13 protein-coding genes are annotated in these 12050 nt (G+C 64.7%); 10 read left to right on the top strand and 3 right to left on the bottom strand.

The window, feature by feature from the left end:
* The first annotated feature begins 37 nt into the window (after positions 1 to 37).
* On the top strand, positions 38 to 601 hold the full coding sequence (locus AC8GDA_RS00155; RefSeq protein ID WP_506556311.1) for a hypothetical protein: 564 nt from the start codon (positions 38 to 40) through the stop codon (positions 599 to 601).
* Positions 602 to 616: 15 nt separating this feature from the next.
* Positions 617 to 1864 carry an MFS transporter gene (locus tag AC8GDA_RS00150; RefSeq protein ID WP_506556310.1) on the top strand — a complete coding sequence of 416 codons (1248 nt, stop codon included), beginning with the start codon at positions 617 to 619 and terminating at the stop codon, positions 1862 to 1864.
* On the opposite strand, the gene AC8GDA_RS00145 is transcribed toward AC8GDA_RS00150, so the two are convergent.
* Complete coding sequence (locus AC8GDA_RS00145) at positions 1815 to 3404, bottom strand: YifB family Mg chelatase-like AAA ATPase (protein WP_506556309.1); 1590 nt, start codon at positions 3402 to 3404, stop codon at positions 1815 to 1817. The genes AC8GDA_RS00150 and AC8GDA_RS00145 overlap by 50 nt on opposite strands.
* A gap of 92 nt (positions 3405 to 3496) precedes the next feature.
* A complete protein-coding gene (locus AC8GDA_RS00140) occupies positions 3497 to 3805 on the bottom strand; it encodes an accessory factor UbiK family protein (protein ID WP_506556308.1) in 309 nt (102 codons plus the stop codon).
* Positions 3806 to 4048: 243 nt separating this feature from the next.
* On the opposite strand from AC8GDA_RS00140, the gene AC8GDA_RS00135 reads away from it, so the two are divergent.
* From AC8GDA_RS00135 to ptsP, 8 genes are all read left to right on the top strand, one after another.
* Positions 4049 to 4798, top strand: a complete 750-nt coding sequence (locus AC8GDA_RS00135; protein ID WP_506556307.1) for a TorF family putative porin — start codon at positions 4049 to 4051, stop codon at positions 4796 to 4798.
* Between the two features lie 56 nt (positions 4799 to 4854).
* Positions 4855 to 5193, top strand: coding sequence for a P-II family nitrogen regulator (locus AC8GDA_RS00130; protein ID WP_506556306.1), 339 nt, complete (start codon positions 4855 to 4857; stop codon positions 5191 to 5193).
* A gap of 27 nt (positions 5194 to 5220) precedes the next feature.
* A complete protein-coding gene (locus AC8GDA_RS00125) occupies positions 5221 to 6654 on the top strand; it encodes an ammonium transporter (RefSeq protein ID WP_506556305.1) in 1434 nt (477 codons plus the stop codon).
* A 114-nt stretch (positions 6655 to 6768) separates the two neighbouring features.
* Positions 6769 to 8085, top strand: coding sequence for a glutamate--cysteine ligase (gene gshA / locus AC8GDA_RS00120; RefSeq protein ID WP_506557239.1), 1317 nt, complete (start codon positions 6769 to 6771; stop codon positions 8083 to 8085).
* Positions 8086 to 8114: 29 nt separating this feature from the next.
* A complete protein-coding gene (gene gshB, locus AC8GDA_RS00115; RefSeq protein ID WP_506556304.1) occupies positions 8115 to 9086 on the top strand; it encodes a glutathione synthase in 972 nt (323 codons plus the stop codon).
* Positions 9083 to 9535 (top strand): PTS sugar transporter subunit IIA, encoded by a 453-nt coding sequence (locus tag AC8GDA_RS00110; protein WP_506556303.1) that lies wholly within the window; start codon positions 9083 to 9085, stop codon positions 9533 to 9535. The genes gshB and AC8GDA_RS00110 overlap by 4 nt, the downstream gene beginning before the upstream one ends.
* Positions 9536 to 9544: 9 nt before the next feature.
* Positions 9545 to 9814, top strand: a complete 270-nt coding sequence (locus AC8GDA_RS00105; RefSeq protein ID WP_506556302.1) for an HPr family phosphocarrier protein — start codon at positions 9545 to 9547, stop codon at positions 9812 to 9814.
* A 3-nt stretch (positions 9815 to 9817) separates the two neighbouring features.
* A complete protein-coding gene (gene ptsP / locus AC8GDA_RS00100) occupies positions 9818 to 11563 on the top strand; it encodes a phosphoenolpyruvate--protein phosphotransferase (protein WP_506556301.1) in 1746 nt (581 codons plus the stop codon).
* A gap of 2 nt (positions 11564 to 11565) precedes the next feature.
* Here the strand turns inward: ptsP and AC8GDA_RS00095 are convergent, their stop codons facing one another.
* Positions 11566 to 11988: a response regulator transcription factor gene (locus AC8GDA_RS00095; protein ID WP_506556300.1), complete on the bottom strand. Its 423-nt coding sequence runs from the start codon at positions 11986 to 11988 to the stop codon at positions 11566 to 11568.
* Positions 11989 to 12050: the final 62 nt, after the last annotated feature.

The following is a 12050-nucleotide window of genomic DNA, read 5'->3' as shown; positions in this document are numbered from 1 at the left end:
TCCTTCGCTCTTGGGGGTTACACAGATGCAGGTGCAGATGTCCATTGTCTCTCGGCTCGGATGGCCGCTCCTGCTGGCGGGCATTGTCTGGCTCACCGGCTGCTCGCCCACCCACGACTGGCGCATGGTGAGAGACCCCGAGGGTCGCTGGTCGGTCACGCTACCAGGCAAGCCCGTAGAGGTCACCCGCCAAGTGAGCCTCACCCTGCCCGATGGCAGCGAACAACTCATTTCACTGCGCCTGCATGCCGCCAAGGTCGGTGAGACCCGGTTCACCATGGGCGTGGCCCAGCCACTGGGCTTGTCTGGAAAGCCCGCATCTGCCGCCTTGCTGGAGGGCATGCGCAAGGCCTTGGAGGCGGCGATGCTGCGCAACCTTCGCGCCACGGTGGACGATGCCAGCGTCAAGGGCCCGCGCTTTCGGGCCACGGGCGAGATGCCCGTGGAGGCCAACCAGCCGCCGATGCCCGCCTTCCTGGAGATGACCACCGTCGTGCAGGCCGGCGTGGTGGTCGAGGCGCTGGTGGCTGGGCCACAGTCTGAGCGCAACCAGGAGGCCATCGAGCAGTTCTTCGACAGCCTTCGCGTGCCCGCGCAGTAGCCCCCGAGCGCATTCATGCAGGCACGGCCCAGCACTTGGTCGATTGCGGCACTCGTCTGGCCGTTTGGCCTGGCCTATGCCCTCTCCTATGCCCTGCGCACCATCAATGCGGTGCTCTCGCCGGCGTTCGTGGAGGAGCTTGGCCTCTCGGCCGGCGCCTTGGGGCTGCTGACCAGCGCCTACCTGGTGGCCTTTGCCGCCATGCAGCTGCCCGTCGGGCTGCTCCTCGATCGCTACGGACCACGCCGGGTGGAGGGCAGCCTCCTGCTGCTCGCATGGCTGGGCTGCATGCTGAGCGCGCTGGCGGAGTCCTTCTGGCTCTTGTGGCTGGGCCGCGCCCTCATTGGCATGGGCGTGTCAGCCTGTCTCATGGCCTCTTACAAGGCCTATCGGCTTGCCCTGCCCATGTCATTGCAGGCACCCCTGGCCTCCACCATGCTGGTCATTGGCTCCTTCGGTGCCCTGTGCGCCACGCTGCCCGTGGAGTGGGCCCTGGGCTGGCTGAGCTGGCGCGAGATCTTCTGGCTGCTCTCGATCTGCTTTGGCCTGGCCTGGGCCGCGATTGTTTTTGGCCTGCCCCCGGTGCCTGCGCCCGAGCAGCCCACTGCGCGGCTCTGGGCCGATGCCCGCGCGGGCCTGGTCACGGTCATGACCCACCCAGAGTTTCGGCGGCTCATGCCCTTTGGTCTCATCACCTACGGCGGGCTTTTGGCCATGCACGGACTGTGGATGGGGCCTTGGTTCCGTGTGGTCGAAGGGCAGTCGCCTGCGGATGCGGCCCTGGGCATTTTCATCATCACCGCCACGGTCATGGGCAGTCATTTGCTCACGGCCTGGCTGGCCAGCCGCGCGGCCGACTGGGGCTGGAGCCTGGAGGGCCTCATGCGCATGGGCTTGCTGGCCATGGCCAGCATGAGTGCCCTGGCCGTGCTGGGCGCCTGGCCACACCCATGGCTTGGCTGGATGCTCGTCTTTCTGGCGGGTGGCACCACCACGCTCAGCTACACCCGCTTTGCACAGTCCTTCCCAGACCAGCTCTCGGGCCGGGCCACCACGAGCTTCAACTTCTTAATCTTCCTGGGAGCATTCCTGGTGCAGTGGGGAGTGGGCCTGTTGATCGATGGCTTTGAGGCTTGGGGGTTGCTGGGGCCGCAGGCCATGCGGGCGGGTGTGGGCGTGTGGGTGCTGGGTCAGGTGGCCGCGTTGTTCTGGCTCATCCGGCGCGCAGGGCCGCCGGAGGATCGAGCGCACGCCGCAGGCTGATGGCCGCGGCCACCTCCGAGACCCCCAGCGGCGCGCCATCGGGCAGGTCGGCCAAATCGGCCACGGTTCGGGCCACCCGGGTGAGGCGATGCTGCACCCGCAGGCTCCAGCCCAGGTGCTCGGCCGATTGGGCCAAAAGCCGCTGGGCCGTGTCCTGCAGCGGCGCATGCAGGCGAAGGTCTCCCACCGGCAGGGCCGCATTCAGGCAGCCCTGCCGATCCATGGCCCGGGCATGGGCGCGCGCCACATCCTCGGCGCTGGGGGGCGCATGTCCACTGGCCTGGGCATAGGCCTGGGCCTCGGCACGGGCCCTCGTCGCGCTTGGCCAGGCGAGTTGCACAGCCAGGTCGAAGCGGTCGAGCAGGGGGCCTGAGAGCCGACCCCGATACCGGGCCACCTGATCCGGGCTGCAGGCACAGTGGCGGGTGAGGTGATTGGCGCCATAAAAGCCGCAGGGGCAGGGGTTCATGGCGGCCACCAGCAAGGGCGCCGCAGGCAGCACCTGCCGGTCGTGCACACGGGCCACACGCACCTCGCCAGTCTCCAGGGGTTCACGCAGGGCCTCGAGCGCAGCCCGATTGAACTCCGGCAGCTCATCCAAGAAGAGCACCCCGCCATGGGCCAAAGACAACTCACCGGGCCGAATGGGCTGGCCACCCCCAATGAGCGCGGCCATGGAAATGCTGTGGTGGGGCGCCCGATACGGCGGGCGGCCCCAATCCGCCAAGGCCTCCACGGGCGTGCCCTGCTGCAGGCTCTGCAAGGCGGCCACCGTGCAAGCGGCCTGGGCAGACAAGGGCGGCAGCAGGCTGGGCATGCGCTGGGCCACCATGGACTTGCCCACACCGGGCGGGCCCACCAGCAGCAACCGATGGCCACCGGCTGCAGCCACAAGCGCTGCACGTTTGGCCTCCGCCTGGCCTTGGATGTCCTCCCAGGCAAGCGGTGCGTCCTCGGCCGGCCGCGCGGACGCCCCGGCAGCATGTGCGGGCAGCATCGGCACCGACTGCCAATCGCCTTCGCCCTTCAAGGCCGCAACGACTTCGGCGAGGTGCGCGGCCACAACAATTCGATCCCCTGCCTCCAGGCGGGCGAGTTCGCGGGCATTGGCTGCAGGGAGCACGAGCTGACGCAAGCCCGGCTCCGCCAGGGCTGAGAGGCCAAAGACAAAGCCCGCCCGAATCGGCAGCAGGTCTCCCGAGAGCGAGAGCTCGCCTGCAAATGCGCGGCCTTGCAAGGCATCGGGAGGAATCTGGCCCTCGGCCGCCAGAATGCCCAGGGCAATGGCGAGGTCGAACCGGCCGGAATCTTTGGGCAGGTCTGCCGGCGCAAGGTTGACCGTCACGCGGCGTGCGCTCGGAAAGGAGAAGCCCGCGTTCTGAATGGCGGCCCGCACCCGCTCTCGTGCCTCCCGCACGGCGGTGCTGGGCAGACCCACGATGATCAGGTTGGGCAGGCCGGGGGAGAGGTCCACCTCCACGCGAACGGGGGAGGTCGTGAGGCCGGACAGGCTCCGGCTGGCCACAGTGGCAATCGACATGGGGCGAGTCTGGCAAGGCCCCCGCTCGATTGGCCACCAGACGCTTGGTCATTGGCCGGGCAGCCGATGACCACTGCCAAGCAAGTGTTAAGTCAGTTGGTGGTGGGGGGTGACGCGGGGGGCGCAGAGGGCGACGTGGCGCGGCCAGCCGACTCGAAGGCCGCCAATCGGGCCTCCAACTCGGCGAGCTTGGCCGATGCGCGCTCGAGCACGGCCTGCTGCTGGTCGAAGTCTTCGCGGCTCACCAAGTCCAACCGATCAATCGCCGCGGCCAAGGCCGTGCGCAGGTGCTTCTCAGCCTCCGCCTTCGGGCCCTCTGCACCCTGGGCCATGAGGTCGGTGACCTTCTGCTGCAACTCTGCAAAGACGGGGGGCAGGGGAGGCATGGAGAACTTGGTCATGGCTCAAACGGTAGCACGGCCCACCCGCTCAAGACCACCGTTCGGCGCCTGTTCCCACTCGCACCGGCCTGGTGCGCAAGCACGACGATGCACCAATGTCGCACCAATGAAGTGCGGGGCGAGGGCGCAAACACTCGGAAACCTCACGATTTTGGGGCGTTTTCGGGTCATTTAAGGGGTTTCCAGGGTGGCACGGCTTTCGCTAAACAGTTCCACGTTAAAACCCACTTGGAGCCACACAAAATGAAAAAAACACTGCTTGCTGTCACCCTGGCTGCGCTGACCTCTGGTGCCGCCACCACCGCCTTGGCTGCTGATCCGAAGGCACCCGCGCCGGATTTTGAAATTTCGGGCTCAGTAACTTTCACCAGCGACTATCGATTCCGGGGCAGCTCTGAATCAAATCTCAACCCCGCACTACAAGCTGGGATAAATGTTAACCATGCAAGCGGTCTTTATGGCGGCGTGTGGGGCTCTAGCCTGAACCATTCCCTTTACACCGACAGAGACATTGAGACGAATTTGTTCGTTGGGTACACCTTCTCAAGCATGGGGTTGGATTTTGACATCGGCGATCTTTACTACTACTACACCGACTTCACAGGAACTGGTTCAAAGCCTCACACGAACGAAATCTATTTCAGCGTTGGCTACGGTCCATTGAGCTTCAAAAATTCATATGCCACCACCAAATACTTTGGCGTCACAGACTCTAAGGGACACCTCTACTCAGATCTCACTCTTACTCTCCCACTGAACGACACCACGTCGGTTTACGCGCATGCCGGCTATGCAAACGGCGAGGGAAATACGGCAGATTCCGGAACGGATTTCAAAATCGGAGTTACCACTGAACTCAACGGTTTCGGTCTTGCGCTGGACTATGTCGATAACTCGGGTGATTTAGCGAGAGCTGCGAAAACAGCGGCCTCAGGGGCTGTCAAAGACGTCCGAAAGAGCGGTGTTGTCCTCTCCCTCTCCAAATCCTTCTAACCCAAACCCCCGGGCCGCGGATCCCTGCGGCCCATTCTTAACCAACGAGGATGCTTATGAAACTCATCACTGCAGTCATCAAGCCCTTCAAGCTCGATGAAGTCCGGGAAGCCCTCTCGGCCATCGGCGTGCAGGGCATCACCGTGACCGAGGTCAAGGGCTTTGGCCGTCAAAAGGGTCACACCGAGCTCTACCGTGGCGCCGAATATGTCGTCGACTTCCTGCCAAAGGTGAAGCTCGAGGTGGCCGTGGCCACCGAACTGGCGGAACGCGCCATCGAGGCCATTGAAACAGCGGCCCGCACGGGCAAGATCGGTGACGGAAAAATCTTCGTCACCTCACTCGAATCCGTGATTCGCATCCGCACCGGCGAGACCGGCAAAGACGCGCTCTGATCTGACTCCATACGAAACGAGGCTCCAATGAAAATTTCTCTCTCCTCCCTGGCCCGCCCTGCGCTGGCCGTGGCTGGTGCGGTGGGCATGGCAACGGTTGCCTTCGCCGCAGACGCCCCAGCCGTCGCAGCACCCCCACCCCCACCAGTACCCAACAAGGGTGACACCGCATTCATGATGCTTTCCACCGTCTTGGTCCTCTCAATGATTGTGCCGGGCCTTGCACTCTTTTATGGTGGTCTGGTTCGCGCCAAGAACATGCTTTCGGTGCTGATGCAGGTCATGGTCGGCGCATCACTGATTTTCGTACTTTGGGCCATTTACGGTTATTCACTTGCCTTCACAGGCGGGAGCCCCTTCTTCGGCGGCTTCGACAAAGCCTTTCTGGCAGGGATCACGGCCGAATCGGTTGCAGCAACCTTCAGTCGGGGCGTGGTCATCCCCGAGCTCATGTTCGTGGCATTCCAAGGCACCTTCGCTGCGATTACCTGTGCGTTGATTGTCGGCTCGGTGGCCGAGCGCATCAAGTTCAGTGCCGTGCTGCTCTTTTTGGTGATCTGGTTCACATTTGCTTACATTCCCACCGCCCACATGGTCTGGTACTGGGATGGCCCGGATGCAATCAAGGTCGGCGACCCCAAGTCGTTTGAAGCGGTTGTTGCGGCCGCTGGTGCCCTCTGGGCCAAAGGGGCGCTCGACTTCGCTGGCGGCACGGTGGTTCACATCAATGCAGGTATCGCAGGTCTCGTGGCTGCCTACATGGTGGGCAAGCGAGTTGGTTACGGTAAAGAGCCCATGCCCCCGCACAACCTCGTGATGACCATGGTTGGTGCGGCCATGCTCTGGGTGGGCTGGTTTGGCTTCAACGCCGGCTCGAACCTTGAGGCAACGGGTGTGGCAGCCCTGGCCGTGACAAACACGCTCTTTGCGACCGCTGCTGCCATCGTGGCCTGGACCCTGGGCGAGTCGATCTTCCGTGACAAGCCCTCCATGCTCGGTGCTGCCTCGGGCGCGGTCGCTGGTCTGGTCGCCATCACCCCTGCGGCTGGTTTTGTGGGGATTACCGGTGCATTGGTGATCGGTCTGGTCGCAGGATTCGTCTGCCTCTGGGGTGTGACGGGTCTGAAGAAACTGCTCAAGGCTGACGACTCGCTCGATGTCTTTGGCATCCACGGCATTGGTGGAATCATCGGCGCCATCCTCACGGGTGTCTTTGCCGCGCCCTCACTCGGAGGCACTGGGGTGTTTGACTATGTGGCAGACAAGGTCGGCGAGTACTCGATTGGCGCCCAGGTTGCCATTCAGACCGAGGCAGTCATCACCACGGTAATCCTCTCTGGGGTGGTCTCCATCGTCGCCCTCTTCATCGTCAAGCTGGTCATGGGCCTGCGGGTCTCGGAAGAGGAAGAGCGTGAGGGCCTCGATGTGAGCTCTCACGGTGAGAAGGCGTACTACATGTAACTGCTTCATTCTCCTCGTGGCCAGTCCCCCGGCCACTTTCCAGCCTGCGATGCCCTGACGGATCGCAGGCTTTTTCATGGCCGAAGGCTACAATGTCCGGCCATGTCGAACGTGATCACCCCAGACCTTCAGCCCAGCCTGTGCGGGCCCCTGCTTGCGCTGGAGCGCCGTGTGCTCACGCAGAGCCTCGAGATTGAGCACTGGTTTCGGGCGCAGTGGCGCAGCCATCAGCCACCCTTCTACGGCTCGGTCGATCTTCGCAATGCCTGCTTCAAGCTCGCCCCTGTCGACACCAACCTGTTCCCCGGCGGCTTTAACAACCTCTCGGCCTCGGCCCGGCCGGTGGCCGTGCAGGCGATGATGTCCTCCATTGAGCACCACTGCCCCGACATTCGGCGGGTGCTGCTCATCCCAGAGAACCACACGCGCAACACCTTCTACCTGAGCAACGTGGCCCGGCTCACCGACATTCTTCGCCAGGCCGGCCTGGAGGTTCGCATTGGAAGCCTGCTGCCGGAGATCACCGAGCCCACGCCCATCGCGGTGGACCACGCCCAGGGCGAGCCGCACCAGATCGTGCTCGAACCCCTGGTTCGAACGGGCGAGCGCCTCGGGCTCGCGGGCTTTGACCCCTGCCTCATCCTGCTCAACAACGACCTGTCGGCCGGCGTGCCCAGCATCTTGCAAGGCCTGCAGGGCCAACGTGTCTTCCCTCCTCTGCATGCCGGCTGGGCCTCGCGCCGCAAGTCGCAGCACTTTGCGGCCTACCGCACCGTGGCCCAGGAGTTTGCATCCCGCCTTCAGATCGACCCCTGGCTCATCGACCCCTACTTCGACCATTGCCAGGGCGTGAACTTTCAGACGGGCATTGGCCTGGAGTGCCTGGCCGAGAAGGTCTCGCAGGTGCTCGACCAAATCCGCCTGAAGTACCAAGAGCACGGCATTGGCCAGACCCCTTATGTGGTGGTGAAGGCCGATGCAGGCACCTACGGCATGGGCATCATGACCATCAAGGATCCCTCAGAGATCCTCAGGCTCAACCGCAAGCAGCGCAACAAGATGTCAGTCATCAAGGAAGGCCAGAGCGTCTCCGACGTGCTGGTGCAAGAGGGTGTCCACTCCTTTGAGACCGTGCGAGAGCCCGAAGGCGAGTCGGTGGCCGAGCCCGTGGTCTACATGATCGACAAGTACGTGGTGGGCGGCTTCTATCGGGTGCATGCCACCCGAGGGCCCGACCAAAACCTCAATGCCCCGGGTGCCAAGTTCGTGCCCCTGCCGTTTGTCAGCGGCTGCCAGCAGCCACTGCCGCATGAAGAGCCCGACGCCATGCCCAACCGCCTGTATCTCTACGGGGTGATCTCTCGGCTTGCATTGCTCGCGGCCTCACGTGAGCTCGAAGCCACCCACCCCGCAGCACAGAACCCGAGCTGACGCCTCCGGGCGCCCCCTGTTCCCAAGCCATGGCCCGCCTGCTCTTCATCACCGACCCCTTGGCGGGCTTTAAGCTCGAGAAGGACTCCACCTTCGCCATGATGCGGGCGGCCCAACAACGGGGCCACACCCTCTGGGCCGCCACAGCAGACCAACTCCGTTGCCGGGCCAACGGGCCCACTGCGCAGCCCAGCATCACGGCCACCGCCATCACCATCAAGGCCAACGTGACCAGCAGTTCCTCTGCCGAGCCCTGGTGGTCCGCACTTCAAGAGGCCAGCCTGGAGCCCGAGGACATCGACCTCATCCTCATGCGAAAGGACCCCCCGTTCGACGTGAATTACCTCGTGGCCACCCAGCTGCTCGAGGTCTTTGAGCGCATGGGCGTGCGCGTGGTGAATCGTCCGCAGGCCCTGCGCGACCACGGGGAGAAGCTCTCGGCCCTTGAGTTCACACGGTGGGGGCCACCGGGACTGGTCAGTGCCGACATTGCGCAGCTGCGCGCCTTCGCGCAGGAACACCCCAAGGTGGTCTACAAGCCACTCGATGCCATGGGTGGGTCCGGGATTTTCGTGACCGAGGCGGCCGACCCCAACCTGCCGGTCATCCTCGAGCTGCTCACGAACCTGGGCGAGCGCGCCATCATGGCGCAACGGCACCTGCCGGAGATTGTGGAGGGCGACAAGCGCATCCTGCTCATCGATGGCGAGCCCGTGCCCCATGCCCTGGCCCGCATTCCCCCGGCCGGTGCGTCGCGCGGCAATCTGGCCGCCGGTGGTCGGGCCCGCGCCCAGCCGCTCACCGAGCAGGACCATGCCATTGCCGCAGACCTCGGCCCCACCTTGGCCGCACGGGGACTCTTTCTGGTGGGTCTCGATGTCATCGGTGCCCACCTCACCGAGATCAATGTCACCAGCCCCACGGGCTTTCAAGAGATCACCCAGCAAACGGGCTTTGATGTGGCCGAGCATTTCATCACCCGCTTGGAGGGCCTGCTGTGAGCCAAGCCAGCGCTGCGTCGGAAAACCCCGCCATGCCCACGCAGATCATTCTGGTCTGCCATGCGCCGCTGGCCTCTGCCCTGCACGCCGTGGCCTGCCACGGGTTTCATCAGCACCTGGCCGATGTCATCGCCATCGATGTCCTGAGCGAAGAACGCAAGGAACATGTCTGCGAGCGCATCCAGGCCGCCTGGCAAGAAGCCGGCACGCCCAAGGCGGTGCTGCTGCTCACCGACCTGCACGGCGCCACGCCCTCCAATGGGGCCAGCCTTTGGCTTTCTTCGCCGGCTCCGGATGCAGCCGGCGGGGCCGATGCGGCCGGCGTGGCCGGTGTGAGCCTGCCCCTCCTGCTCAAGGCCCTGACCTACAAGCACCTGCCCCCCGCGGCCTTGGCCGCCCACCTCCTGGAGAGCCAGGCCGACTGTGGCTGCCGGCTCGAGGCCTTGTGAGATGACCCCATGAAAATCGAGAAGGCCACCATCATCAACGCCCTGGGCCTGCACCTCAGGGCCTCATCCAAACTCTCTCAGACGGCCACGCGCTTTCCCTGTGAAGTCTGGCTGCGCAGGGGCACCAAACGGGTCAATGCCAAGAGCGTGCTCGGCGTGACCATGCTCGCCGCTGGCCCCGGCACCGAGATCGAGATTGAGGTCGATGGCGAGCAGGAGGACGAGGCCTTGGCCACGCTGCAGGAACTCATCGCCAACCGATTCGGCGAGGACCAATAGCCCATGGCCTGGTCTGTCTCTGGCATTGGCGTGGGCGACAAGCTCGCCATTGGGCGGGCCTGGGTGCTCGCTCCCGCCTCGCTCGACCTGCCCCGGCGCAGCCTCACGGCCGCACAGGTGGAGCCCGAGGTCTTGCGGTTTCAGGCGGCGGTGGGTGGCATTGCCCAAGAGTTCGAAGACCTTCGCACCGCCTTGAAGGGGGAACCAGCCGCAGAGGTTCGTGCCTTCCTCGACCTGCAGGCCATCGTGCTGCAAGACCCGGTGCTCATCGATGAAACCATTGCGCTGATCCGCGCCGAGCAGTGCAATGCCGAGTGGGCCCTGATCCGTCAGTTCGAGGAGGTGGCCAACCAGTTCGATGCCATCGACGACCCCTACCTGAAAGAGCGCAAGGCGGACGTGCAGCAGCTCGTTGAGCGCATTCTGAAATCCATGCAGGGTGTGGCCGACCTCTCGGCCGCCTTGGCCCAGCAGGGTGGGGCGCCTGAAGAGGCACTGCCCTGGATTCTAGTGGCCCGTGACATTGCACCAGCAGACATGCTGCTGCTGCGCCAGCACCAGTTTGCGGGCTTTGCCACCGACTCGGGCAGTCCCACCTCCCACACGGCCATTCTCGCCCGAAGCCTGGGCCTGCCGGCCGTGGTGGGCCTGGGCAGCCTGCATGGCCTGGTGTCTCAGGGCGAGGAGATGGTCTTGGATGCCGCCATGGGTGTGGTCATGGGCAGCCTCGATGCCGACCTGCGCGCCCACTATGCCGACCAGCAGGCAGGCCAGCAGCTGGTGCTCGAGCGGCTCAAGCGGCTTCGGTCGATTGAGGCCAAGACACTCGATGGCCAACGGGTGCTGCTGCAGGCCAACCTGGATTTGCCCGAGGATGCCGGTGCCGCACTGGAAGCCGGCTGCGATGGCGTGGGGCTCTTTCGCAGCGAGTTTCTCTTCATGAACCGAACGGCGGCCCCCACCGAGGAGGAGCAGACCGAGGCCTACTGCAAGGTGGTGAACCTGATGGCGGGCCGCCCCATCACCATCCGCACCCTCGACTCCGGTGCCGACAAGACCGTGGCGGCCCTGGCGGCCGGGCGGGCCACACCGGCCAACCCGGCGCTGGCCCTGCGGGCCATACGGCTGTGCCTGGCCGAGCCGGACCTCTTCCTCACCCAACTGCGCGCAATCCTGAGGGCCTCGGCCCATGGCCCTGTTCGGATCATGATCCCGCTGGTCAGCGGCCCTGGCGAAATGATTCTGGCCCGCCGCATGATTCAAACGGCCATGCAGCAGCTCGATGCCAAAGGCCAGGCCTACGACAAGCGGGTCTTGGTGGGCGCGATGATCGAAGTGCCTTCGGCGGCCATTGCCATCGACAGCATGCTGGCCCACATCGATTTCGCCTCACTGGGCACGAACGACCTCATTCAATACACCCTGGCCATCGACCGCACCGACAGCGAGGTGGCCCATCTGTATGAGCCGCTTCACCCGGCGGTGCTGCGGCTCATTCGCGATGTCATTCGCGCCTGCGACAAGGCCAGCACACCCATCTCCTTGTGCGGGGAAATGGCGGGCGAGCCTCAGCTCTGCAAGCTGCTGCTCGGCCTGGGCCTGCGCACCTTTTCCATGCACCCGGTGGAGCTGCTGCGGGTCAAGCAAGAGGTGCTGCGGGCAAGGGCACAAGACCTCAGCAAGCCGGTGGCCCGACTGCTCAAGCTGCCCGATGCCAAGCGCATTCGGGCCGGCCTCGAAGCCCTCTAGCCTCACTGCGGGTCGGCCGTCTTGGCCAGCGGCGGCACGGTCTGAATCCATCCTGCCCGCAGCGCTGCAAGCACAGCCTCTGAGCGGTTGCGAACATTCAAAGCCCGCAGAATGGCCGTGATGTGAACCTTGGCCGTGCCCTCGGACATGTCCAAGGCCCGGCAGATCACCTTGGTCGGGCTGCCCTCCACCAAGTGCTGCAGCACCTCGAACTGTCTCGGTGTGAGCGAGGCCCACGGGGCGAGAGCAGCCGGGTCACGCACCTCCACTCGAATCACCGCCTCACCACCCGGGCGCAAGGAGCGCCGTGCACCCGGGCTCCAGCTTTGCCCACGGTCGACGGCCGGCAGCCGAATCGGTGCCGAGGCATCCTTGGCGATTTGTTGATGGTGTGCCTGCAACAGGCGGGAAATGGCATCGGACATGCGCTCCTCCAGACGGGGTCGGTTGAAAAGCCGACAGTCTGCGCAGCCACGGGCCCAGGAAA

This window comes from Hahnella aquatica (SeqCode) (assembly GCF_965194505.1).
Taxonomy (GTDB): Bacteria; Pseudomonadota; Gammaproteobacteria; order Burkholderiales; family Burkholderiaceae_A; genus Hahnella; species Hahnella aquatica.
The sequence above is the reverse complement of the archived record's forward strand: the minus strand, read 5'-3'. Positions and strand labels throughout refer to the sequence as shown.